This window comes from Melioribacter sulfuriphilus (assembly GCF_052656625.1).
Genome location: NZ_JBQXXK010000009.1, coordinates 108,595 through 131,415, shown reverse-complemented (window position 1 = coordinate 131,415; position 22,821 = coordinate 108,595). Strand labels below are relative to the sequence as shown.

General features: G+C 37.9%; 26 protein-coding genes. 3 read left to right on the top strand and 23 right to left on the bottom strand.

Annotation, left to right across the window (positions count from 1 at the left end):
• Positions 1-54: 54 nt before the first annotated feature.
• The 12 genes from kdsB to ACUN8G_RS12625 all read right to left on the bottom strand — a co-directional run bounded on the left by kdsB (position 55) and on the right by ACUN8G_RS12625 (position 11,793).
• Positions 55-816: a 3-deoxy-manno-octulosonate cytidylyltransferase gene (gene kdsB, locus ACUN8G_RS12680; RefSeq protein WP_437345215.1), complete on the bottom strand. Its 762-nt coding sequence runs from the start codon at positions 814-816 to the stop codon at positions 55-57.
• An 11-nt stretch (positions 817-827) separates the two neighbouring features.
• Complete coding sequence (gene gatC / locus ACUN8G_RS12675; RefSeq protein ID WP_437345216.1) at positions 828-1,118, bottom strand: Asp-tRNA(Asn)/Glu-tRNA(Gln) amidotransferase subunit GatC; 291 nt, start codon at positions 1,116-1,118, stop codon at positions 828-830.
• A gap of 18 nt (positions 1,119-1,136) precedes the next feature.
• Positions 1,137-2,399, bottom strand: coding sequence for a VWA domain-containing protein (locus tag ACUN8G_RS12670; protein ID WP_437345217.1), 1,263 nt, complete (start codon positions 2,397-2,399; stop codon positions 1,137-1,139).
• A gap of 145 nt (positions 2,400-2,544) precedes the next feature.
• Positions 2,545-3,651, bottom strand: a complete 1,107-nt coding sequence (locus ACUN8G_RS12665) for a M48 family metallopeptidase (RefSeq protein WP_437345218.1) — start codon at positions 3,649-3,651, stop codon at positions 2,545-2,547.
• A complete protein-coding gene (locus ACUN8G_RS12660; protein ID WP_437345219.1) occupies positions 3,632-4,387 on the bottom strand; it encodes a tetratricopeptide repeat protein in 756 nt (251 codons plus the stop codon). The genes ACUN8G_RS12665 and ACUN8G_RS12660 overlap by 20 nt, the downstream gene beginning before the upstream one ends.
• Positions 4,384-6,213 (bottom strand): BatD family protein, encoded by a 1,830-nt coding sequence (locus ACUN8G_RS12655; protein WP_437345220.1) that lies wholly within the window; start codon positions 6,211-6,213, stop codon positions 4,384-4,386. The genes ACUN8G_RS12660 and ACUN8G_RS12655 overlap by 4 nt, the downstream gene beginning before the upstream one ends.
• 18 nt (positions 6,214-6,231) lie before the next feature.
• A complete protein-coding gene (locus ACUN8G_RS12650; RefSeq protein WP_437345221.1) occupies positions 6,232-6,954 on the bottom strand; it encodes a tetratricopeptide repeat protein in 723 nt (240 codons plus the stop codon).
• Positions 6,951-7,994 carry a VWA domain-containing protein gene (locus ACUN8G_RS12645; protein WP_437345222.1) on the bottom strand — a complete coding sequence of 348 codons (1,044 nt, stop codon included), beginning with the start codon at positions 7,992-7,994 and terminating at the stop codon, positions 6,951-6,953. Before ACUN8G_RS12645 ends, ACUN8G_RS12650 begins: the two co-directional genes overlap by 4 nt.
• Before the next feature lie 2 nt (positions 7,995-7,996).
• Positions 7,997-8,992, bottom strand: coding sequence for a vWA domain-containing protein (locus tag ACUN8G_RS12640; protein ID WP_437345223.1), 996 nt, complete (start codon positions 8,990-8,992; stop codon positions 7,997-7,999).
• Positions 8,985-9,926, bottom strand: a complete 942-nt coding sequence (locus tag ACUN8G_RS12635) for a hypothetical protein (protein WP_437345224.1) — start codon at positions 9,924-9,926, stop codon at positions 8,985-8,987. The genes ACUN8G_RS12640 and ACUN8G_RS12635 overlap by 8 nt, the downstream gene beginning before the upstream one ends.
• The gene (locus ACUN8G_RS12630; RefSeq protein WP_437345225.1) at positions 9,920-10,795 is read right to left on the bottom strand and encodes a DUF58 domain-containing protein; all 876 of its coding nucleotides are present in this window, start codon (positions 10,793-10,795) and stop codon (positions 9,920-9,922) included. The genes ACUN8G_RS12635 and ACUN8G_RS12630 overlap by 7 nt, the downstream gene beginning before the upstream one ends.
• A 14-nt stretch (positions 10,796-10,809) precedes the next feature.
• Entirely contained in the window at positions 10,810-11,793 is a 984-nt protein-coding gene (locus ACUN8G_RS12625; RefSeq protein WP_437345226.1) for an AAA family ATPase, read from the bottom strand.
• A gap of 176 nt (positions 11,794-11,969) precedes the next feature.
• Between ACUN8G_RS12625 and ACUN8G_RS12620 the strand changes: the two genes are divergently transcribed.
• A complete protein-coding gene (locus ACUN8G_RS12620; RefSeq protein ID WP_437345227.1) occupies positions 11,970-12,629 on the top strand; it encodes a class II aldolase/adducin family protein in 660 nt (219 codons plus the stop codon).
• A gap of 170 nt (positions 12,630-12,799) precedes the next feature.
• On the opposite strand, the gene ACUN8G_RS12615 is transcribed toward ACUN8G_RS12620, so the two are convergent.
• Positions 12,800-13,318: a lipocalin family protein gene (locus ACUN8G_RS12615; protein WP_437345228.1), complete on the bottom strand. Its 519-nt coding sequence runs from the start codon at positions 13,316-13,318 to the stop codon at positions 12,800-12,802.
• 15 nt (positions 13,319-13,333) lie between these two features.
• Complete coding sequence (locus tag ACUN8G_RS12610; RefSeq protein ID WP_437345229.1) at positions 13,334-14,311, bottom strand: DUF1028 domain-containing protein; 978 nt, start codon at positions 14,309-14,311, stop codon at positions 13,334-13,336.
• Between the two features lie 124 nt (positions 14,312-14,435).
• Between ACUN8G_RS12610 and bamJ the strand changes: the two genes are divergently transcribed.
• Positions 14,436-15,119, top strand: a complete 684-nt coding sequence (gene bamJ, locus ACUN8G_RS12605) for a BamJ family beta-barrel-assembly machinery protein (RefSeq protein WP_437345230.1) — start codon at positions 14,436-14,438, stop codon at positions 15,117-15,119.
• A 28-nt stretch (positions 15,120-15,147) separates the two neighbouring features.
• Here bamJ and trxB read toward each other — a convergent pair whose 3' ends face one another.
• The 4 genes from trxB to ACUN8G_RS12585 are packed head-to-tail and all read right to left on the bottom strand — an operon-like array spanning position 15,148 to position 18,283.
• Positions 15,148-16,098: a thioredoxin-disulfide reductase gene (gene trxB, locus ACUN8G_RS12600; RefSeq protein ID WP_437345231.1), complete on the bottom strand. Its 951-nt coding sequence runs from the start codon at positions 16,096-16,098 to the stop codon at positions 15,148-15,150.
• A 40-nt stretch (positions 16,099-16,138) separates the two neighbouring features.
• Complete coding sequence (queG, locus tag ACUN8G_RS12595; protein WP_437345232.1) at positions 16,139-17,071, bottom strand: tRNA epoxyqueuosine(34) reductase QueG; 933 nt, start codon at positions 17,069-17,071, stop codon at positions 16,139-16,141.
• A gap of 28 nt (positions 17,072-17,099) precedes the next feature.
• Positions 17,100-17,435: a nitrite reductase small subunit NirD gene (gene nirD, locus ACUN8G_RS12590; RefSeq protein ID WP_437345233.1), complete on the bottom strand. Its 336-nt coding sequence runs from the start codon at positions 17,433-17,435 to the stop codon at positions 17,100-17,102.
• Complete coding sequence (locus ACUN8G_RS12585) at positions 17,432-18,283, bottom strand: MBL fold metallo-hydrolase (RefSeq protein WP_437345234.1); 852 nt, start codon at positions 18,281-18,283, stop codon at positions 17,432-17,434. Before ACUN8G_RS12585 ends, nirD begins: the two co-directional genes overlap by 4 nt.
• Before the next feature lie 53 nt (positions 18,284-18,336).
• On the opposite strand from ACUN8G_RS12585, the gene ACUN8G_RS12580 reads away from it, so the two are divergent.
• A complete protein-coding gene (locus tag ACUN8G_RS12580) occupies positions 18,337-19,230 on the top strand; it encodes an endonuclease/exonuclease/phosphatase family protein (RefSeq protein ID WP_437345235.1) in 894 nt (297 codons plus the stop codon).
• Between the two features lie 38 nt (positions 19,231-19,268).
• On the opposite strand, the gene ACUN8G_RS12575 is transcribed toward ACUN8G_RS12580, so the two are convergent.
• The 5 genes from ACUN8G_RS12575 to ACUN8G_RS12555 form a co-directional block, all read right to left on the bottom strand.
• Complete coding sequence (locus tag ACUN8G_RS12575; RefSeq protein WP_437345236.1) at positions 19,269-19,601, bottom strand: 4Fe-4S dicluster domain-containing protein; 333 nt, start codon at positions 19,599-19,601, stop codon at positions 19,269-19,271.
• Positions 19,602-19,723: 122 nt separating this feature from the next.
• Positions 19,724-20,428: a TPM domain-containing protein gene (locus tag ACUN8G_RS12570; protein WP_437345237.1), complete on the bottom strand. Its 705-nt coding sequence runs from the start codon at positions 20,426-20,428 to the stop codon at positions 19,724-19,726.
• 12 nt (positions 20,429-20,440) lie between these two features.
• Positions 20,441-21,046, bottom strand: coding sequence for a LemA family protein (locus tag ACUN8G_RS12565; protein ID WP_437345238.1), 606 nt, complete (start codon positions 21,044-21,046; stop codon positions 20,441-20,443).
• A gap of 17 nt (positions 21,047-21,063) precedes the next feature.
• Positions 21,064-22,425, bottom strand: a complete 1,362-nt coding sequence (locus ACUN8G_RS12560; RefSeq protein WP_437345239.1) for a PFL family protein — start codon at positions 22,423-22,425, stop codon at positions 21,064-21,066.
• A gap of 29 nt (positions 22,426-22,454) precedes the next feature.
• Positions 22,455-22,733, bottom strand: coding sequence for an ACT domain-containing protein (locus tag ACUN8G_RS12555; protein WP_437345783.1), 279 nt, complete (start codon positions 22,731-22,733; stop codon positions 22,455-22,457).
• Between the last annotated feature and the right edge of the window lie 88 nt (positions 22,734-22,821).

The following is a 22,821-nucleotide window of genomic DNA, read 5'->3' as shown; positions in this document are numbered from 1 at the left end:
CCTCATTATTTTTATATCACTAAAATAAAATGGTTTAAAGGAAAAGACAATTTGTCATCTGTGGGACTTGATGTACCTTTCGTAAAATCGGCGTGCGATTTCGAGGTCCTTAGGTGTATCAACAGAAAGGCTGTCGTATTGGGTCAAAACCACTTTAATTTTAACTCCGTGTTCCAGCATTCTAAGTTGTTCAAGCTTTTCAATCCTTTCAAGATCAGTTTGCTTCCATGAAGTAAATTTAAGCAGAGTTTCTCTCCTGTAGACGTAGAGTCCTATGTGTTTATACATTTCTCCAGTTTCTACACGTTCGAGATTTGTTTTCGCATCCCTTACGTATGGAATTGGCGAGCGCGAAAAATAGAGAGCAAAGTTATTATAATCGAAGACTACTTTTACAACAGAGGGGGATTTCATTTCTTCGACCGTTGAAATTCTTCTAATCAGTGTGGAGACTTCCACGTCTTTATCGAAAAGCAAAGGTTCAATGGCTTCGTCAATCATTTTGCCCTGGATAAAAGGCTCGTCGCCCTGAATGTTTACGAAAATTGATGCTTCTGGCAAATGTTCTGCTACGATTGCAATCCTGTCGGTGCCGGAATTAACTTCTTTCGGAGTCATATATACTTCGGCTCCGAAATCTTTGACCACTCGATAAACTTTGTCGTCGTCAACAGCAATTACTATTTTATCGACCAGTTTCGACCTCTTTGCATTCATCCACGTATGCTGAATCATCGGCATACCTCCAATGTCTGCAAGAGGTTTACCCATAAGCCTGGTTGAAGCGAAACGAGCGGGAATTACACCGACAATCATATTAGAACAATTTATTTATTGATGACTTTGGGAACTTTAAAGAACTCTTCGTCTCTGGAAGGGGCGTTTTTTAGAGCATCGGCACGGTCTATCGACGCAACCAGCTTATCCTCCCTGAACACATTGACATTTTCAATCGGATGAGACAGCGGTTCAACTGTTTCTGTGTTTAACTCGTTCAGTTTTTCCATGTAATTAAGTATCTCATTCAGTTCTGCAGTATAACTTTCGAGCTCTTCGTCATTAAATCTCAATCGGGCAAGTCGAGCAATATATTCGACTTCCCTTTTCGTAACAGACATAAAATCTTTCTCCTTTAATTAGTTGGAATAGAATCCTTTACTATTGAATGTTCCCACCACAAAAGAACCTTCGCCATTAAACGGGTTGTTTTTTATTCTCACCATCAATGTATGATTCCTGTCCCCTCTTTTGGGACTTTTATACGAAATCAAATAAAAGCTGTTTGCAAATTTATCTACTTCCAATTTTATTTGCTCGAATCTGGAATTCAATTCTGATATATGGGATATCGGATAATAACCTGCAGTTCCAATTGAATTTAAAACAGCTGGTTGAATTTCTGGTCCAAGTCCAACTGCAAATACAATTTTGTTATAGACAGAATTGACTGCTTCAGTTAAAGTGTGCGAACCCTGGGTATCTCTACCATCGGTAAAAAGAATCATAAAGCTTTGAATAACGCTATCGGCAGTAAAAACATCTTTGAGTAAAGACGCGCCTTTAATCACTGCGCCATATAAATCAGTCGACGAATAACCAGGCTGATATCGCTGAATGCTTCGCATTAGGGAATCGGTGTCGCTTGTAAAATTAGCAAGTATTTCTGTCTGTTCAGAAAATTGCATAATAGAAAATTCCTGCTCATTGTATTTATTAGAAATAAATTCCACAGCGGCGTTTCTAACTTCGTCAATGTCGTTGTTCAGACTTGTACTGTTATCCAGTAACAAAAGTGTTCGTAATTTATAATTGATCCCTTCTCTTTTATTTATTGACAATTTAGACTCGGAAGGTGAAAGTGGTTCGCCGTCCTCAAATACTTCGAAGTCGGAAGATTGAAGATTCGTTACACCCTTCCCCGTAAGGTCGAAAACCTGCAGCAATACATAAACGTTGCTGGGTTCAGACGTTTCAACTTTATAGAGCTTTATCACATAGCCAGAAGTAGCAGCTTGACCGGATTCTATAGTAGTAAAACTCCAGATCGGTCCGGCTATTTTAGAACCATCACTGAAATAAGCCGTTACTTGCCAGTAATATGTAGTTGATGCTTTAAGATTCGTTAAAAGATACGAAGGCTCACTCAGACTGTCTGCATAAATAATACTCGGCGGATAAGTTTCTCCAAAATATAAATCGTATCTAATAGCATTGTCTGCCTGCCATTTCAACGTAACAACGGTCGAAACTCCAGTTTTGTTGTTTTCTGGAGAGGGAGAATGAGGAACATTTGTATCGTTAATAAAAGGTTCGGTTCCAGCCTCTTTCTCAAACTGGCAGCCCGACAATACAAATGCTAAAATTATAGAGTATTTTGCTATCTGTTTTATCAAATCCATAAATTCATTTTATGCAATTCAAATATAATCAGATTGGTAAAAAGAATTGGCTTTTTATTTATTATACTCATATTTCTATTGCTTTTGTAGACAGCCAAAAGCTATTTACACATTTGTTGATTCATAAAATTCAACTACAAAGTTGCTATAATTTTTCTATATAGCCAATTCTTTTTTTCAACGAAGGATGGCTGTAGAAGAACCACTCGATCAACGGGTGTGGTTCTTTATCGACGAGATTTTGTTCAGACAGAGAAATGAGCGTACTTATAAATTCCTCTTTTCCACCCGTTATTTTGACTGCAAATTCGTCCGCTTCATGTTCATATTTTCGCGATATAAAGTTCATAGCTGGAGTGAATACTATCAAGATCAATCCCATACATATCAATAACAAGGGAAGTGCGGCAAGCCGGTAAATATTGTCAAAACCGAACCACTCTACAGCTTTCGCATAAAATCCCGCAGTTAAATAAAAGCTCGTAAAACTGAATACAGCTCCGATAAAAATATTTTTTATTAAATGTTTTTTCTTATAATGACCGAGTTCGTGGGCAATTATAGTTATTATCTGCTGAGGAGAATAATTCTCGAGTAGTGTATCTGCCAATAAAATTCTTTTGGCTTTACCCAGTCCGGTAAATGCGGCATTCGCTTTTCTGGTATTCTTGCTCATATTGAATTTCATAACAGATTCAACTTGAAGCCCCGCATTCTTAATCAGCTCTTTGATTCTATCTTTTATTAAATCATTTTCGATTGGTGTAATTTGATAAAAAAGCGGTATCAATACGAAAGGTGCTATTCTGGCAAGCAACACCGAAAACAAAAAAGTTACAACGCCGAATGGCAACCACCATAAATCTCCAAACTTTTGGAGTATCCAGTAAAAAATCAAAACAAGCGGCAACCCGATAACGCCGCTTACCAGAGCACCTTTGAGTTTATCTATAATCCATCCAAAAATATTTTGATTCGATAAATTGTATTTATGCTCAAGTAAATATTCCTCATAAAAATCGATGGGTAAAAGAATCACGGATAAAATTATCAGGGCAATGGATACAAATAAAATCAAAGCTATGTATGCATTGCTACTCAAAGAAATAACAAATTGTTCAAGGCGAGTGCTCCACCCTGTGGCTATAAATACAATGAGTATGATGAATGACAGAGCAGTTTTAGAAATAGAGAGAAGAATTTTAATCCGGCTATATTCTTTAGACCTGTCTTCATATTTGTCTGACAACATTCCTTTCAACCCATCCTACTTTTCCGTCTGGTAGTTTAATTTTCACCCATTCACCTACTTTATCGATAAGTTCCATTTTTAATCCTTCGTGCACTACAAATGCATCGTTACTATTATCGTCGGGAGCAACTTTAACGCTGTAAACATTTTCGACTAAAATTCCGTAATGCATCGATACTTCCCTGTTGTACCTTGTATAAAGAATTAACGACAAAACTATCAGAATCGGGAGGGCAAATGAAGCCGAAAAGAAAGAGATTTTCTGGATCTTAATTTTTTTCGATAGGAAGTATCCACCTAAACTTGCAATAAAAATAAGATAAACTACAATTACAACGGCTGCCCATCCATCGAGCGAAAGTGAAGTGACAATTGCATCCCACCATTCAACCAGGAAAATGCGCGGTACTTCTTCCACCTTATCGACCGTTCTTGCTCTGGCTATGCGAAGATTATATTCGAGATCCTCGTCGCCCGGTTTAAGTTTAAGTCCCTTTTCATAATAAAGTATAGCGTAACCAATTTTACCTGACTTGAAATATGCATTGCCAAGGTTGTAATAAAGCTCGGGGCTTTCATAACCAGCGTTTAATATTTCATTATAAATCTCGATTGACCTGTCGTAATTCTGCTGTCGATAATATTCATTGGCTTGTTTAAATAACTCTTCTGCAGACTGAGCATTCAAATTCAAACTCAGAACCAGCATTAAAAAGACTGTTAATCGCAGTATCATTTTTTCTTCTCCAGATATGAATCGATTTCTACTATTGTTTTAACTGCGTTATCATAAAATTCATTGGCAGAAATTACAGTTTCAGATTTTGGAGCAAATCTAACATATTCACATTTTTCAGCAATGTCTTTGATTTTGTCCAATAAATCTGCGGGCACATTATATACCGCTAATTTATTCAGAGCCAGTTCAATTGTAAATTCGGATTTATCGATGCCCAATTTATCCTCGAGATATCCGAAAAGGGCTGAGGACAATTCAGAATAGAATTTCTCGATGTCGTTTCCATCGAGAGCTTTTCTTGCCAATTTCAATCTTTTCTTAGCGGCTTGTTCAGCTTTTCTGTACTTGAGCAAACGAACATCACTTTGAATCCTATTCTTCCTCCTGTTGACAAAAATCAATATTGTTAGAATCAGAGGTGAAAAAATGAGAGTAATCCAGAACCATGGTTTTATTAATCTTTCATTTTCTTTTTTCATTAAACTCAAATCTGAAGTTTTGATATATCTTATATCTTCGCTCAGTAGTTTAATATCTTCTTTAGAAAATCCCGCAGTTTCAGATTCGTATTCGCCCATACCCTTTAATATGGTAATTTCGTATTCGGTTGATTTTATTGTCACATATTTTTGCGTTGAAGGATTGAAATAAGAAAATTCAATTGAAGGGATAACTTTTTTACCAGCAGTTCTTGGAACAATTAGATATTCGGCAATCTTCTGGCCTGATATAACGGAACTGCGATTGATGTTTTCATAGACTTTCGGATCATATTTTTCGACCCCTGCCGGCAAAGGAGGCTCAGGTACAGTCAATAGTTTTATATTGCCTGTTCCGGAAATCGTATATCTCAACGTAATGCTTTCATTTGTGTAAGCTTCCTTTTTGTCGATTTCTGTTTTAAAAGTAAAATTACCGACCGCACCGTCAAACGACGGCGGAACGTTTTCCGATGGCAATGGCATTACATTTATTTTCAATGTATTCGAACGAGCTGTGTATTCTATTGTTTCAGTTCTACCAAAGAAGGAATCGTTAAAAAACTCGTCAAAGATATCGTTACCTGTTCGTTTGCGTCTGATAATAATTGGGACATTCAATTCAAAAGGCGTAACACTTAGAGTTCCCGCTCTTGTTGGGAACAATGCAACTTTTTTAATTTCAGCTACGCGGTATCTTTCACCTTTGTAAGTTCCTATCGTAAAATTGATGGTCTGTCTCGGTTCAATTTCTTCAGCCCAGAATCCCTGATACTGAGGTAATTTGGTTATTTGAGGCGAGGCTATATTTACTTTTGTATAAAGCTTATAGGTTACAGTTACTTGCTCTCCTACGTATGCACGGGTTTTACTTGGTATGGCTAATATAAAAACACTTTTGGCTAACTCTTCTTCCGAAATTCCTCCTGTTGATGTTTTATTATTCTGTGGAGAACCTTTAACTACATTTATAGTTATCGGTTCCGTTTTGTAAGTCTTCCCTTCGAAATTGATTTGTGCAATACCGATAGTAAACTTTCCAATATTGGAAGGCTGGAGTATGTAAGAATAAGTCAGAGATGCAGAGACCTTGCCGTTTATGATTTGCATGCTTGTAGATTGGTTTGGACCGCTGAGAACTCTAAAACCCTCAAAAGATGGCGGTCTGAAATTAGTCAAATTATGGATCGATTCGCCTTCGAATATAAAATAGACCTGAAATTGCTCGTATTGCGATACGGTTGTTCTGTCAACACTTGCACTGAAACTTTGCGCCGCAATATTAATCAGTGCACCGATCCAGATTAAAATTAAGACTACAAACTTTATTCTTCCTTTTTCCATATACCACCTGGTATTGAATTACCAATCCTTTTCTGTCTTTACAGGTTTACCTTCCATTTTACGTAATTTTTTCTGCAATTCTTTTTCATTGTCTTTCATGGCTTCAAGAATCCTCTGGGCCTCTTCTTTTGAAATCTGATTTCTCTGTTGCTGCTGTTGTTGTTTCTGATTCTGTTGATCTTTTTTATCCTTCTGATTGTCCTGATTGTTTTTATTGTTCTGATTTTTATCCTGGTTTTTATTCTGGTCTTGATTTTGATCTTTGTTCTGATCCTTATTCTGATTCTTATTTTGATTCTGGTTCTGATTTTGTTGCTGTTTTAATTTATTTAAAGCGTAAGAAAGATTATACTTTGTTTCAAGGTCGTCAGGATTAAGTTTAAGAGCATTCTTATAAGCTTCGATGCTTTCATTATATTTTTCGGATTTCAATAACGAGTTGCCAATATTGTGAAATATCTTTGCCTTCATCAACTTATCGTCCGTAAACGAGAGGGCATTTTTGAATGATTGAATCGCTTCGCTGTATCTGCCCTGTTTATAGTATGCATCACCCAGATTGAAATGACCTTCGAACAAATCATTCTTTTTTTCGAGACTTTTCTTAAAATTCACTTCGGCTTCGGTATATTTCTGTTCTTTATAAAGTTCGGCGCCTTCGTTAATTAAATCTCTTATGCTTTGACCGGCTACAATTCCGTTAAGTAAAATAATAATCAGCCATGAGATAATTTTCTTCATTCCGATGCCTCTCTCAAATTTACAATTTTTGTAACAAGAGAACTCTTATTGTAAGAAACAAAGAAATCGATCAGCAATAAAATAATGGCGGGCACAAGAAAATAATAAAATCGATCTTCATAATCAGTAATTCTTTTGGCACCGTATTCCGTCTCTTCAATTTTTGCGAGATCATTGAAAATTGCTTCCAGTTCATCTTCTGTATTGGTACCGTGATAGTACTTTCCCCCTGTTTCACTGGCAATTTTTTTTAGAATTTCTTCATTGAGTCGTGTTAATACAATTTCGCCGTTAGGATCTTTTTTATAACCAACCTGAATTCCGTCTTGATTATAAACCGGGATCGGCACTCCCGATACAGAACCGAGTCCTATGGAATATATTACCACGTTTTTGTCATTAGCTTTTTCGATCGAAGCGTCGATATCACCTTCGTGGTCTTCGCCGTCGGTTATTAAAATTATTGCTTTCTGAGTTGGGTCGTCGTATTTAAATGAATTTAATGCCAGATCGATAGCAGCAGCAATTGCTGTTCCCTGCTGTGGAACCGAGTTGATATCGACAGCATTCAAAAACAAATTTGCAGCATTGTAATCCGTCGTAAGTGGGAATTGAATGTAAGCCCTGCCGGCAAAAACAATCAAGCCCAACCGATCGCCCTGAAGTCTTCTAATTAATTTCGATATTTCGTATTTGGCTTTTTCAAGACGATTCGGTTTTATATCTTCCGCCTGCATACTTTTCGATACGTCGAGCAATATATAAACATCAAAACCGACCTGTTTGACTTCTTCGACCTTTGTACCCACTTGCGGATTAGCCAGTGCAATCATAAGGGAAAAAAGAGCCACAAGGAAGAGAACAAACTTAAGATGTTTTTTAGCGCTGCTTGATGCTGGCATTAAGATTGGGTACAAAGGTGAGTTGGCAAATTGCTTGATAAGATGAATCTGTTTTTTATGGAAATAAAAATATAAAAATGCCAGTAGCGGTATCAAGAACAATCCGTATAAAAATTCAATATGTTCAAAGCGTATCATACTCAAGGCAGTTTTCTTAAATAAAATTTTGCTATTGAAAATTCAAGCAACAGAAATAACAATCCGCCGAATGCCCATGGAAAATACAATTCTTTAGCATGGCGATAAGAAGTAACTTCTACTTTAGTTTTTTCGAGTTTATCGATCTCGTCATAAATTTCGGCAAGTTTACGGTTGTTTGTTGCACGGAAATATTTACCGCCCGTAATTTCTGAAATCTGTTTTAGCAAATTTTCGTCGATTTCCACCGGCACCATCTGACGTCGGATGCCGAAGGGCGTTTGAAAAGGATAAGGAGCTTCGCCAAGCGATCCAACTCCAACAGTATAGATCCTGATGCCGAATTTCTGGGCAATTTGCGCAGCTGTAATCGGGTCAATTTCTCCAGCATTATTAACCCCGTCGGTCAATAATATCATCACTTTACTTTTTGCATTGCTGTCTTTGAGCCTGTTAACCCCGTTAGCAATTGCGTTACCGATCGCTGTGCCATCCAGTATCATACCGCTTTTAATTTCAGATAGTAGATTCCGTAACACATTATAATCGATTGTTAGCGGACATTGAGTAAAACTTTCTCCTGCGAATATAACGAGTCCGATTCTGTCGTTTGTCCTTCCTGCAATAAAATCACCGATAACATCTTTTGCAGCTTCGAGACGATTTGGTTTGAAATCTTCTGCCAGCATACTACCCGAGACGTCAAGCACTATTGCGATATCGATCCCTTCTGTATAAATATTTTCTCCACTCGAGAAGGTTTGAGGCCGCGCCAATGCAACTATGAGAAATGCAATCCCGACGAGTCTCAATGCTTGAGGCAAATGGACTAATTTTTCCCTGAGACTCTTTGGTACATCGTCCAAAAGTTTCAATGACGAAAAGAGAAGCGAAGGAGAATATTTATTGCGTTTTTTCCAGTAGAAATAAAAAAGCAAAGGCAGCAATAGCAGTAAATATAAGACCCATTGATTTGCGAATTCGATATCCTTAAACATTTGCCGCAGCCTCTACTTCGTTTTTAGGTATGAATACAGTTTCTTCGACAATCTCGTAGGCTTGTCTCATCATTTCTTCATTCACTTCTGGGAGTGGTTCGAATTTAGCAAACTTAACCATATCAGCATTACTAAAGAATTTTTCTGCCGTATCGATTATGTTTCTTCCGTCTTTGCTCTTTTTTAGTTCGTCAATAATTTCGGCAGATGTTTGCTCCAGTGCATTGAATCCAAATCTCTCCTCGAAATATCTCCTGATAATTTCAGTTATTTCGCTGTGATACTCTTTTATAAATCCTTGTTGCCACAACTTCTTTCCTTCAAGCTCTTTAAGCGAAGCCAGCGCTTTCTCATGCGGTGGTATCTTGATAACCGCTTCTTCCTCAGTCATACTCTTCTTCTTTTTCCAGTAACGATAGCCAACATAAATGAGCATAAGTAAAATTAAGATGCCAATGATTATCAATAAAATTGCTATCCAGTTGAGTGGTATCGTAACAGGAGCTTTTACATCCTGGATATCTTTTTCAGGGTCGGTTTTTAATGTATGTACATTAATCGTCAAACCCTCGACTGCGGCAAAACCGGTGTCGTTACCAGCAACATATTTAATGTAGAACGATGGAATGGTTACCCGGGCTGAATCGTAGTAAGAAAAAAGATAGCTGTGCTTTTCGATTATTCTATTGTCAACTCGTTTAATCTCCGTACTGAGCGTATCAATAAATTCAAGATTCTTCAAAGAATCTTTTATTGAAGGCAGTAAAATTTTTATATCTGGCGAGTGAACAATTTCGAGTTGATATTTTATATAGTCGCCAATTTTATAATCGGATGTATCAGTTGTTGCTCTAAGCAAAACCTGTTGCGCATTAATTAACTGTGAAATTAAGAACAAAAAAAGAAAAATATTTGAATAACCGTATTTTACCATCTTCTTTCTCGCATCTTAAAAAATTCTACCAGCGGCTTAACATAGGCCTGGCTTGTATCTATTTCTATGGAATCGATCCTTCCGGAAACAAAAATCGATTTCCTGTATTCTTTCAATCTTCTGATTGTTTCTGAATAATTTACTTCGAAGTTCCTGCTGTTAGTATCAACATATCTTATTTCACCAGTTTCGGGGTCGTGAAACTTAATAAGTCCGAATCCATAAAGTTCTTTTTCTCTTCTGTCGTTAAGAACAATTCCTACAAGGTCATGCTTTTTTCCAACTATTCGGAGAACCTTATCATAGCCCTCATCCAGAAAGTCTGATATCAAAAAAACAATTGCTCTTTTTTTAATTGCATGATTGAGGTATTCGAGAGCCTGTTTGATATTGGTTTCATTTCCGCGAGGTTCGAAGGAAAGCACTTCCCTGATTAATCGAAACGAATGAGTCTTCCCTTTCTTAGGAGGAATGAATTTTTCAATTCGATCTGTAAATAAAATCAATCCAACTTTGTCGTTGTTTTTCAGGGCTGAGAATGCAAGTATGGCACTCAATTCGGCAGCTAATCTTTGTTTGTTTTTTTCATTACTTCCGAAAAGTAACGAGCCACTCATATCTACCATTAGAATAACAGTCAGTTCGCGTTCTTCTTCAAAGACTTTTATGTAGGGATGTCCAAAACGTGCCGTCACGTTCCAATCGATATTCCTGATATCGTCGCCCACTTGATATTCACGCACTTCGGCAAATTCCATTCCACGCCCTTTAAATACCGAATGGTACTCGCCTGAGAACAATTCATTGACAAGTCCTCTTGTACGTATTTCGATATGTCTTACTTGTTTGAGTATATCTTTGGTAGTCATCTTCAATCTGAATATTAAGGCACTTCCACTCTATTAAGTATTGTCTGAATAATTTTTTCGGAAGTAATTTCTTCGGCTTCAGCTTCGTAAGTTACTGCAATTCTGTGCCTCAGAACGTCGTAGCAAATAGAACGGACGTCTTCGGGAATTACATATCCTCTTCTTCTAATAAAGGCCATGGCTCTTGCGCCCAGCGCGAGATTAATAGAAGCTCTTGGAGAAGCGCCGTAACTAATAAGGTCGGTGAGTTCGTCCAGACCGTAATCTTTTGGATTTCTTGTAGCAAACACAATATCGAGTATATATTTTTCAACTTTCTCATCCATATAAACTTCGTGTACAAGATTTCTCGCACGCAGAATGTCGTCAGGATTTATGACCTGTTTAACTTCGGGTAAATTATTAGACGAATTTAGTTTCATTATCTTTAGTTCTTCCTCTCTGGAAGGATATGTAATTTTAACTTTCAGCATGAAACGGTCGACCTGTGCTTCGGGCAAAGGATATGTTCCTTCCTGTTCAATCGGGTTCTGAGTGGCCAGAACGAGAAATGGCTCGTCAAGTTTGAACGTCGTATCACCGATTGTCACCTGTCGTTCCTGCATGGCTTCAAGCAATGCACTTTGAACTTTAGCAGGCGCTCTATTAATTTCGTCTGCAAGTATAAAATTCGCAAATACAGGTCCTTTTTTAATTGCAAAGTTGCCATCCTTTTGATTATAAATTAACGTACCGACTAAATCTGCAGGTAATAAATCCGGTGTGAACTGAATTCTTTGAAACTTTGCTTTCATTGACGATGCAAGAGTTTTTATGGCAAGAGTTTTTGCCAGGCCTGGAACTCCTTCTAAGAGCACATGCCCGTTGCTCAATAATCCAATAACCAGCCGTTCGAGCATATATTTTTGACCGACAATAACTTTGCCGATCTCATTAAACAGAATGTCAATGAACTCGCTTTCACGTCTGATTTTTTCGTTTAATGCCGAAATGTCCAATTTGCCACCTCAATATTTTTTAAAATCGTACGGTTTAACAAAACTTGTATGTAAAAGTTTCTATAAATTTTACGAGGTGTAAATATAAAAATATTCGAACAGAGTAGTGCAATTCAATTCAGGTAAGAGAATTTTATAAATTTATTAAATTTAGTGTCAATAAAAAGAGGTTTCTGATGAAAAAAATAGTTACCCTTTTTCTAATATTAATTTTCGGATGTGCTACACAACCGAACATTGAATACAAGGAATATAAGGATAAACTGATTGAAACTGCCAGAAGATGTTACGACCGTCAGCTTTTCTGGGGCTCTGGAGGGGATATCAGTGTAAAGATTCCCGGCACAAATAAGTTTATTGTTAAATCAACTGGATATTCGCTCGGGTACCTCGACTACGACAAAATTACGACTATGACATTTGACAATGATGTGATTGAAGGAAGGACTCCTTCGCACGAAGCTCCTATTCACGGTAACATCTACAAAATTAGAAAAGATGTGGGTGCAATTCTTCATATGCACGCTCCTTATTCAACTGCATGGGCAACCGCTGGTATGAAAGTGCCTCCAGTAACTCAGCAATCCGTTAAGCTACTCGCAAAGAGCGGTATCGTTAAATACTATCCAGTAGGATCAAACGAGCTTATCGATGAAATTACCAATTTATATAAAGACGAAGTTATAAAAGTAGTATTCATGGAAAATCACGGTGTATTCGTCGTTGGCAAAGATCTCGACGAACTGCTAAACAATGCAGAACTTGTCGAGAACACTGCTCGTATAGCTTATTTGTTAAAATCAATTGGTACACCAAAGGAGTTCAAGTTCGAGTAGCAAATCGATTTGAATAACTATCAGAAACACCAACTCGAATAAAATGACGAGCTTATATTTTATTAGTCAAAGAAAATGGATGATTAACAAACAACTCTAAGCTAAAAGGCGGTTGATATATTCATAATTTTATTCCTTTAATTCTGACAACCAGCCAATTTTTTTGTTATCTATTTATTGCTGAATATGAAGTCATTGGGATTGTAACCGTTTTGTTTCAAAATTGAAAAAATTTGTTCCATGACTTTATTTTCTAATTCAGGGGTACGACTTAAAATCCATCCATATTTTCGAGAAGGTGTTCCCACTATTGCCCATTTGTAATCCTTATCCAGTCCGATAATCCAATAATCGCCCCACACAGGTCGCCAACCCAAAATGCTGAAAAAACTTACTTCAAGTTTAGAATTCGTTTTTTTATCGACAATTCTTGCCACACCTTCAACTTTATCTAATTCACCCTCTTTATCGATACAGGAGTTTACCACTTTTATTTTGCCATCTTCAGTTATTGTGTAAAGTGCAGTTGTTCCTTTAATACAATCATCCTGAAATTTATTTTGTATTTTTGCAATTTCGTACCAGAGACCAGCATACTTATTAATATCGACGTGGTCAACTGTTTTAAGTTGCTTGTTCTGTGCAAATAATAAACCAGCTAAAAGAAACATAAGAGAAAGATTTTTCACACTCCTCCGTTAATTTTATAAATCCAAAATTAATTTCAGATTTTCTTCTGTAACTTTCAATAATCCATTGGGAATAAGTCTCGGCGTAAGATCTTTCCAATTTTTATCTTTGTCAAAGACTTCTTTGAAAAGCTTGAGAGCGTCTTCCACTTTTCCGTTATTGGCCAGAGTAACAGCCGTCCAGTATTTCATTTCAAGGTTTTCGGGAAACATTTTCATAGCAGCTGAATATTCTTTCATAGCAGTTTCCATGTCATTTTTTTCAACAGCCAGATCGCCGTTATTCATATGCTCGTATGCGCGGTGTACTTTAAGTAACCTTTTAATTTCTTTTATCGGTTCGGGGTGGTCGTCTACTCTTAAGTCGATCAATTTATCGATCCATATTTTACCCGTTGGTTTACCAGAAAAGACCAATAAAGCGGCAGATTGTTTGCCTCTGATATCGCCGCCAGCATTTTCTGCTGCTTCTAATGCAGCCACCATTCTCTCGGCAAGTGGACCTTTTGAATTTTCAAATGCATTTGACATTGCACTCCAAATTTTGTCGTTCGACATTAAATTGGCTTGAACTGAGTAATTTTTCCCTTCGATGTGTCCGGCAGGCTGAATGCAATTCTTGCCCGTAAAAGCTGCCACATTTCCTCTGGCATCGAGGATGGCTAACTGTCTGTATTCCCTTCCTTCATCTTCTTTGAGAAGTTGATCTACAGCTTCTTTCGGACTATATCCTTTTTTCAGAAGTTCCAATCCTTTCGGTCCGAAAGATACATTGACAAACGATTGAGTAGCCACAACTCCAACTCCTGCTTCTCCCCAGCAAACTACAGTGCCAACAGAAAACCAATGCGATTGAACGGCAACGCCAATTTCGCCCGTAGTTGAATCGTAAGCAACAATGGAATAAGTGTGGGCTAAAGGAATATCGCCGTAAAATGTTTGTGCCGTCATAACGACGAATGGAATTAATAACAAGTATATTATCTTCTTCATAACTTAATCTCCCGATTGATGTAATAAAAATAATGCATGGAATAAGATTAGTCAATTTATTTGCTATTCACAGAGACAGGATATATTTTCAACAATCACAATTTATTAATTTACGGGAGTACAAATGAAATTAAGCAAAATATTCGTATTACTTCTCATTTCTGCAACAGTAAGTTTAGCTCAGCAGGAATCCATTCTGAAGACAGCGGAAGATTCGATCAGTTATAGCGTAGGACAAAGTATCGGGAAGAATATCAGTGACCCTCAATTAAATATTAATTATGAAGTTTTGTATCACGGCTTGAAAGATCAATCGGAAGGAAAGTCACTTTTGACCGAAAGTCAGATTCAGACAATGATGATCAGACTAAATCAAAAACTGATTGCAATGCGCAATGCCAGGATCGACGAACAAAAAGTAAAGAACAAAAAGGCAGCTGATGAATTTCTAACTGAGAATAAAAACAAAGAAGGCGTAGTTACTCTTCCAAGCGGATTACAATACAAAGTACTAGTAAAGGGCGATGGTCCTTCGCCAAAAGAAAATAGTATAGTAAAAGTGCATTACAAGGGGACAACAATCGATGGTAAAGTTTTCGACAGTTCTTACGACAGAGGCGAACCCGCTGAATTCGAACTCAATAGAGTTATAAAAGGCTGGACGGAAGCATTACAATTGATGCACGTCGGCGATAAGTGGGTGCTTTACATTCCACCGGAATTGGGTTATGGAGAAACTGGAGCCGGCGAGGTTATCGAACCGAATTCACTCTTGATTTTTGAAGTTGAACTGCTGGAAGTAAAATAAAAGAGGGAGGCAATGCCTCCCTTCCTTTTTAAGCTAAATTTTTTTCTTCCAGCCAATGTTGTGCATCTAAAGCCGCCATACATCCTGTACCTGCTGCTGTAATAGCCTGTCTGTATTTTTTATCTGCAACATCACCTGCAGCGAACACACCTTCTACGCTAGTATGAGTGCTACCAGGTTTAGTAATTATATATCCCGTTTCATCCATTTCGAGCTGGCCTTTGAAAAGCGATGTATTGGGTTGATGTCCGATTGCTATAAAAATTCCATCGGCTTGAATTTCTGTTGTCGAACCGTCTTTAGTATTTTGGAGAATTGCACCGGTAACAGATTTTCTTCCGTTTTCTTCTTTACCCAGTATTTCTTTGATAACGGAATTTGTTATGAATTTTATTTTTGGATTTTTTTGTGCGCGTTCGAGCATAATTTTAGAAGCTCTGAATTCATCTCTTCGGTGTATAATTGTAACTTCAGAAGCAAATTTTGTTAAATAAGTAGCTTCTTCCATTGCAGTATCGCCACCACCAACTACGAGCACTTTCAAATCTTTAAAGAAAAATCCATCGCACGTTGCACATGCCGACACTCCGTATCCCATATATTTCTTTTCGCTCTCGAGTCCAAGTAATTTTGCTGATGCTCCTGTGGCAATAATTACAGAATCTGCTGTGTGAATTTCGTTCTCAGCTTTAATTACAAAGGGACGTTTTGAAAAGTCGACTTCTGTTACATTTTTGAATATACATTTGGCACCAAATTTACAAGCCTGTTTTCTCATTATGTCCATTAATTCAGGTCCTTGAATCCCGTTTTCGAATCCAGGATAATTTTCTACTTCGGTCGTTATTGTCAACTGTCCACCGGGTTGCATCCCTTCAAAAACATAAGGATTCAAATTTGCTCTTCCAGTATATAATGCAGCTGTTAAACCCGCCGGTCCCGATCCAATGATAATTACTTTGTGATGATTATTATTCATAATATCTCCCGTATTTTAATTTCGTTAGATGTAAATATATTCAATCCGTTTCAGAATCAAGCAGAAATTTTGCGTTTCGTTTTAGACCATTTACTTTCGACCTTTTGATTGGGCTAATAGAAAACTTTTCTTTGAACTCTTCCTCAGTGATATTTTGAATATCTTCAATTAATAATTCTTTCCCGATCAACGGCTTGAAAGCTTCCTCGTTAGTAGACGAAGAAAATTTTTTATTCCATGGACATACATCCTGACAGATATCGCAACCGAAAAGCCAGCTGTTAAACTTACCTTTGAACTCCCGCGGTATCTCCCCTTTATTCTCGATTGTTAAGTATGAAATGCATTTGTTAGCATCAACAACGTAATCCTGAACAATGGCATTTGTAGGACATGCATCGATACAAGCTCGACACGTTCCACATAGTTCATTTACTGGTCCAGTATATTCGAATTCCCGATTATTTATTAATGTGGCAATAAAAAACCAGCTGCCTAAATATCGGTTTATGATATTAGAATGCTTTCCCATCCAGCCGAGGCCGGCTTTAAGAGCCCATACTTTATCCATTACAGGACCTGTATCTACATAAGATTTCGATATAAAGCCCTCGTCCAGATTCTTTAGTTCTTCTTCGAGTAGTTCGAGTTTATCCCATATAATCAGGTGATAATCTTTACCCCAGGCATATCTTGAAATTTTTCCGTGTCCCGGCAAATTAGAATGCTTTTCGTCTGTATAATAATTCAGCCCCAAACTGATAATTGATTTTGCTTCGGGCAATATTTTTTTAACGTCCTCTCTTTTTTCGATATTTCTTTCCATGTATTGCATGCCAGCGTGGTATTTTCGATCGAGCCATTGAGCGAGCCTGTCTGCTTCATCTCGTAAAATTTGATATGGAGCAAAACCGATTAAATCGAATCCAATTTCTCTTGCTTTTTCAATTACGATTTCATTTGTAAGTTTCATAATTTGACCGAAAATTCTGTATTGTTTTTCACCAATCCGGGAATCGATCGGTAATTTTCACGAATACATCGTCTCCGATTAATTTTACTTCATATACAGGTATACCACGACTCCCATTAGGCAAACGGCCATCTTTCAAATTAAATTTCCAGCCATGCAAAGGACAAATTACATATTCGTTTTCAATAATACCGTCATACATAAGATGAGTCTTTTGATGCGGACAAATATTACTTATAGCATATACATTATTATCGATTTTGAATAATGCAATTTCCACATCATCAACAAAGAATTGTTTCCCTTCTTCTTCTTTTAATTCATTGATTTTGCAGACTTTTACAAAACCGTCGGGTACCTTCATGGCAGTTTATCGAATTTTTCTTTGATAACGATTGTTCCCTTTTCATTGCGCTCGAGCGTTGCGGCAGCACTAAATGGGTCGTGCTCAAAAAACAAAATCCAGTTTTCCTCAACCGCTCTGTTAAGTATTTCAGTTTTCTCTTTCAAAGTTACCAGCGGTTGGAGGTCGTATCCCATAATGTATGGCAAAGGAATATGTGAGGTAAACGGGAACAGGTCGGCACAGTAAAGGAGTGTCGTATCCGAATCGCAAATTCGAACAAGTTGCTGCGCAAATGTGTGTCCGTTAACTTCGATTAGTTCAATTCCTTCAGTAAGTTTTTGATCACCTTCTGTAAAAACAACCCTATTTTTATCTACAAGAGGTTGATACCGCTCATTAAAGTAACTCGCTTTATCTCTCAAAGAAGGGTTCATTGCCCATTCATATTGCTTTTTCTGAATATAATAAGTGGCATTGGGAAATGAGGGTTGCCACTCGCCGTCAACTAATTTTGTTGCTCCTCCCGTATGGTCAAAATGTAAATGCGTTATAATAACATCCGTTATTTCTTCATGACGTATGCCGTTTTGCAACAACGACTTTTCCATTGAAAAGAGTGAATTATCGATACAATAAATGCTTGAAAATTTTTCGCTCCAGTTTGCGCCGACACCTGTATCAATTAAAATTTTTCTTTCTGGAGAATTTAAGAGAAGACAGCGCGCATGCAAAACAATCCTGTTATTTTCGTCGGGGGGATTTGTCTTTTCCCACAATATTTTCGGTACAACGCCAAACATAGCGCCGCCGTCGAGTTTGAAACTGCATGTCTCAAGTGGAATCAGTTGATATCTATCTATTTTCATTAATTTTTCTTATGTTTTTTGGAAAAAAACATCAATTAAGATGAAGGTACATCATGAACATCAAACACAGACTGTTGAGTTCAGCTACGCTGCTCATTTTGCTTGCACTGCTTGGTTGTTCTCCTGCAAATCTAATAAAAAAAGAAGAAAAAGATGCCGTTGCCATAAAAGTAATGACGTTTAATATTCGATATGGCAGCGCCGAAGACGGAATTAACAGCTGGAGCAATCGTAAAGAAGTTGCCTTCGATGTAATAAGAAATTATTATCCAGATTTGTTAGGGATGCAGGAGGTACTCAAATTTCAGCTCGATGAAACACTCGATCAATTTCCGTATTATGCTTACGTGGGGGTTGGGAGAGATGACGGCAAAACAGGTGGAGAATATTCACCCTTATTCTATTTGAGGGAGCGGTTTATAGTTGATACATGCGGAACATTCTGGTTCTCTGATACACCTGAAATTCCAGGTTCGAAATCGTGGGGTAACGAAATTACAAGAATAAGTAGCTGGGCCCGGCTTTTTGACAAATTCACAGGAAATGTAATTGAAATTTACAATCTCCATCTTGACCACAAATCGAAAGAATCGAGAATTAAGAGCGCCCAGTTGTTACTCAGTAAAATCAATGAGAATATTCCCACTATAATAACTGGAGATTTCAACAGTTCCGAAGACGAAGAAACTATAAAGTTAATATTAAACAGCGGCTTTAAGGACACCTACCGTTTTGTCCATGCAAAATCAAGCCACGAGGGGACATATCATCGTTTTATAGGCGACGATAGAGGAGATAAAATAGATTTTATTTTCGTTTCGAATCATTTTAAAATAGTGGATGCAGAGATAATTAAAACATACAAACTGACAGGTAATAATAAGTACTATCCTTCAGACCATTTTCCTGTTGTAGCTGAAGTAGTAATAGATGTCCACCTTAAATAAAAGAATCCCGAAGCTTCTGAAGCTTCGGGAATTTAAAATTATCTCCCTAACGAATCGAGATATTCTTTCTTTTTTAGGAGAGTTTCTTTGTCTTCTACATGCTTGGGGTCGGGAACGCAGCAATCGACTGGACAAACAGCAGCACATTGAGGCTCGTCGTGAAAACCAACACATTCAGTACACTTGTCGGGGACAATGTAAAAGTAATCGTGCGAGAAAAATCCAGTAGCACCGGATGGAGCCGGATCGTCAGGGCCATAGGTTTTACCTCCCAGTGACCATTCAGCACCGCCTTCATAAATTGCATTGTTAGGGCATTCCGGTTCGCAAGCGCCGCAATTGATGCATTCATCAGTAATCATTATAGCCATTTTCAAATCTCCTGGTTTATTTGATAAAAGAAAATTTAGCTTAAAATCTTTCTAAAACCAATGAAATAATAATAAAAGGATAATATAACTTCAAGGGAAAAAGGACTTTCGCTCTTGAAATATCACCAGCTTCCGCTTGCACCTCCGCCTCCAAAAGAACCTCCTCCACCGCTAAATCCTCCTCCAAAGGACCCGCCGCTCCAACCGCTACCTCTACCTCCCATCGAACCGATAACCAGCCACGGCAGTAATCCCCCTCTCCTTCCACCTCTGGTTAAAAGTATGAAAAGTATTATCATTATTATGTAACCGATCGGTAATTTTATATCGTCCTTTTCTTCCCGTTTTTCATTAGTATATTCACCTTTGACAGCCATCATAATAGCTGCTATGCCCGACTTTATGCCTGAATAGTAATCGCCTTCCTTAAAATAAGGCCTTACTTCATTTCGTAAAATTGAACTTGCGAGCGCATCGGGCAAAACTCCCTCCAGGCCGTATCCCACTTCGATACGCATTTTCCGGTCATCTTTTGCAACAAAAAATAAAACTCCGTTATTTTTACCTGCCCTTCCTATTTTATTTTTTTCTGCAACTTCATAGGTATAATATTCGAGTGGGTAACCTTGTAAAGAACGAATCATAAGAAAAACAATTTGTGTAGAAGTTGAGTCGTCGAAACTTTTGAGTAAATAATTAAGCTCACTCAATTGCTGTTGTGCAAGTGTTGAAGTAAAATCGTTGGCATAATTTTTCAGAAGAGGTATTTCCGGCTGAGCCGCCAACTGAATTGTAATTAAAAATATTAATAAGACAATTTTTTTCATCAATTGTACATCTTAAAATTGAACTCTGGGAGCTTCTTCCGCTCCGGTTGCGGCTCGGAAATACTCTTTTTCTTTAAAACCCGACATATTTGCAATAATAGAAGCAGGGAAACGTTTGATTTGAGTATTGTATTCCTGTACTACCTGATTATATTTCATTCTTTCGACGGCAATTCTATTTTCCGTTCCTTCGAGCTGAGCCTGTAACTGCAGAAAATTTTCGTTTGCTTTCAGTTGAGGATAATTTTCAGAAACAACCAGCAATCTCGATAATGCATTGCTCAAACCATCCTGAGCCTGCTGAAATTTTCTAAATGCTTCAGGGTCACTCAATTGGTCAGGCGATAGTCGTATTTGACCGACTTTAGCCCTTGCTTCAGTAACAGCAGTATAAGTTTCTTTTTCGAAATTTGCCACGCCTTTTACAGTTTCAACTAAATTTGGGATCAGATCGTATCGTCTTTGATATTGATTTTCAACCTGGCTCCATGCCTGATTGACCTTTTCGTTCAAACCAATCAGATTATTGTAGATGCCCACACCCCATCCCACTATAACAAGAATGAGAATGACAAGTGCTGCAACTATGCCCAGTGTAATAATTAAACCTTTTTTCATCATACCTCCTGAAAAAATTAATTAGTAAGACTTCTCATAGGGGCAGGAATTCTGCCTCCTCTATTTATAAAAGCGGCGCTGGAAAGTCTTTTAACTTCCATAATTGGAGCTTTACCAAGCAAGCCGCCGTAATTAACAAAATCGCCAACGCCTTTGCCGAAAGCAGGAATAATTCTGACAGCAGTAGTTTTATCGTTAATAACTCCGATAGCAGATTCGTCGGCAATAATACCAGCTATTGTTTCGACTGGGGTATCTCCTGGTATAGCAATCATATCGAGTCCCACAGAACAGACAGCAGTCATAGCTTCAAGTTTTTCTAATGTCAGATTTCCACTTTGAACGGCACGAATCATACCCATATCTTCACTAACTGGAATGAAAGCGCCGCTTAGGCCTCCAACTGAAGAACTTGCCATCAAGCCGGCTTTTTTTACTGCATCATTCAACATAGCCAGAGCAGCCGTAGTTCCCGGAGCTCCAACATCCTCCAGGCCCATGGCTTTAAGAATATCTCCGATACTGTCTCCTTCAGCCGGTGTGGGAGCCAGTGATATGTCGACGATCCCGAAGGGAATACCGTTTTTTTGGGCTACTTTTCTACCGATTAATTCACCTGCACGTGTAATCTTAAAAATTGTTTTTTTAATTACTTCTGCAAGTTGCTGCAGGTCAACATGCCCTGCTTCACGGATTGCATCGAGTACAACGCCGGGGCCACTAATTCCGACATTGAGCACCACTTCCGGTTCGCTAACTCCATGAAATGCACCGGCAACAAATGGATTGTCCTCAACTGCATTGGCAAATACGACCAGCTTGGCGCATCCGATCGAATCGTTTTCTTTTGTTAATTCGGCTGTTTTTTTAATGACATCAGCCATCATTTTAACAGCGTCGATATTAATCCCTGTTTTTGTAGAAGCGACATTCACACTCGAGCAAACACGCTTCGTCGAAGCAAGCGCTTGGGGTATCGAATTAATTAGTTCAGCTTCGCCATTTGTCATTCCTTTTTGAACAAGAGCTGAATATCCAGCGATATAGTCAATACCAATATCTTCCGCAGCTCTGTCAAGTGTACGCGCAATTTCGATGAATTCCTCTTCTTTGCAGGAATCAAACGGTATGGAAATCGGGGTAACAGAGATTCTCTTATTGGCAATCGAAATTCCGTAATGCGACTCGATTTCTTTTGCATATTTAACGTGATTTTTCCCGTAACGAATTATTTTATCGTATATTTTCTGACAAGTAACTTTAATGTTTCTGTCGGAACAGTCCCTCAAACTTATTCCCATTGTAACCGTACGGATGTCAAAGTGTTCAATTTCTGTCATCCGTATAGTTTCAAGAATTTCTTCGAATTCGTATTGCATATCAGATAATCTTTATTTGTGATTGTCGATTAAATTCTGTGCATAAATCTGAAAACATCCTCATGCTGCAAATAAATTTTAATTTTAAGGTCGTCAGCCACTTTTTGCATTTCATTTTGAATTGCGTTCAAATCTTTTGGAGAAGCAGTAATATCGATAATCATTATCATTGTAAAAAAGTCTCCCATGATTCTTTGACTCAAGTCGAGGATATCACAACTATTTTCGGCAAGCGCCTTTGTGACTGCAGCAACTATGCCGGGTTTATTCAATCCGAACGAGGTGAGAATCACCTTGCCCGAATCCATACTCTTGTCTTCCAGATTTATATTGTCAATGTTCATCTTTTCGATTTTGGAGCGGACTGCATTTTTAATCTCATCTTTTGAAGCTCCC

What these genes read in the sequence shown, in the direction of transcription:
- bamJ (WP_437345230.1), top strand. Translation starts at nt 14,436, where the DNA reads ATGAAATTAAGCAAAATATTCGTATTACTTCTCATTTCTGCAACAGTA.
- ACUN8G_RS12580 (WP_437345235.1), top strand. Translation starts at nt 18,337, where the DNA reads ATGAACATCAAACACAGACTGTTGAGTTCAGCTACGCTGCTCATTTTG.
- nirD (WP_437345233.1), bottom strand. Translation starts at nt 17,435, where the DNA reads ATGAAGGTACCCGACGGTTTTGTAAAAGTCTGCAAAATCAATGAATTA.
- ACUN8G_RS12570 (WP_437345237.1), bottom strand. Translation starts at nt 20,428, where the DNA reads ATGAAAAAAATTGTCTTATTAATATTTTTAATTACAATTCAGTTGGCG.
- ACUN8G_RS12585 (WP_437345234.1), bottom strand. Translation starts at nt 18,283, where the DNA reads ATGAAAATAGATAGATATCAACTGATTCCACTTGAGACATGCAGTTTC.
- ACUN8G_RS12650 (WP_437345221.1), bottom strand. Translation starts at nt 6,954, where the DNA reads ATGAAGAAAATTATCTCATGGCTGATTATTATTTTACTTAACGGAATT.
- ACUN8G_RS12620 (WP_437345227.1), top strand. Translation starts at nt 11,970, where the DNA reads ATGAAAAAAATAGTTACCCTTTTTCTAATATTAATTTTCGGATGTGCT.
- ACUN8G_RS12565 (WP_437345238.1), bottom strand. Translation starts at nt 21,046, where the DNA reads ATGAAAAAAGGTTTAATTATTACACTGGGCATAGTTGCAGCACTTGTC.
- ACUN8G_RS12660 (WP_437345219.1), bottom strand. Translation starts at nt 4,387, where the DNA reads ATGATACTGCGATTAACAGTCTTTTTAATGCTGGTTCTGAGTTTGAAT.
- trxB (WP_437345231.1), bottom strand. Translation starts at nt 16,098, where the DNA reads ATGAATAATAATCATCACAAAGTAATTATCATTGGATCGGGACCGGCG.
- kdsB (WP_437345215.1), bottom strand. Translation starts at nt 816, where the DNA reads ATGATTGTCGGTGTAATTCCCGCTCGTTTCGCTTCAACCAGGCTTATG.
- ACUN8G_RS12655 (WP_437345220.1), bottom strand. Translation starts at nt 6,213, where the DNA reads ATGGAAAAAGGAAGAATAAAGTTTGTAGTCTTAATTTTAATCTGGATC.
- queG (WP_437345232.1), bottom strand. Translation starts at nt 17,071, where the DNA reads ATGAAACTTACAAATGAAATCGTAATTGAAAAAGCAAGAGAAATTGGA.
- ACUN8G_RS12635 (WP_437345224.1), bottom strand. Translation starts at nt 9,926, where the DNA reads ATGGTAAAATACGGTTATTCAAATATTTTTCTTTTTTTGTTCTTAATT.
- ACUN8G_RS12640 (WP_437345223.1), bottom strand. Translation starts at nt 8,992, where the DNA reads ATGTTTAAGGATATCGAATTCGCAAATCAATGGGTCTTATATTTACTG.
- ACUN8G_RS12555 (WP_437345783.1), bottom strand. Translation starts at nt 22,733, where the DNA reads ATGGATTCGGGCAAGGTGATTCTCACCTCGTTCGGATTGAATAAACCC.
- ACUN8G_RS12670 (WP_437345217.1), bottom strand. Translation starts at nt 2,399, where the DNA reads ATGGATTTGATAAAACAGATAGCAAAATACTCTATAATTTTAGCATTT.
- gatC (WP_437345216.1), bottom strand. Translation starts at nt 1,118, where the DNA reads ATGTCTGTTACGAAAAGGGAAGTCGAATATATTGCTCGACTTGCCCGA.
- ACUN8G_RS12665 (WP_437345218.1), bottom strand. Translation starts at nt 3,651, where the DNA reads ATGTTGTCAGACAAATATGAAGACAGGTCTAAAGAATATAGCCGGATT.
- ACUN8G_RS12630 (WP_437345225.1), bottom strand. Translation starts at nt 10,795, where the DNA reads ATGACTACCAAAGATATACTCAAACAAGTAAGACATATCGAAATACGT.
- ACUN8G_RS12645 (WP_437345222.1), bottom strand. Translation starts at nt 7,994, where the DNA reads ATGATACGCTTTGAACATATTGAATTTTTATACGGATTGTTCTTGATA.
- ACUN8G_RS12575 (WP_437345236.1), bottom strand. Translation starts at nt 19,601, where the DNA reads ATGGCTATAATGATTACTGATGAATGCATCAATTGCGGCGCTTGCGAA.
- ACUN8G_RS12610 (WP_437345229.1), bottom strand. Translation starts at nt 14,311, where the DNA reads ATGAAGAAGATAATATACTTGTTATTAATTCCATTCGTCGTTATGACG.
- ACUN8G_RS12560 (WP_437345239.1), bottom strand. Translation starts at nt 22,425, where the DNA reads ATGCAATACGAATTCGAAGAAATTCTTGAAACTATACGGATGACAGAA.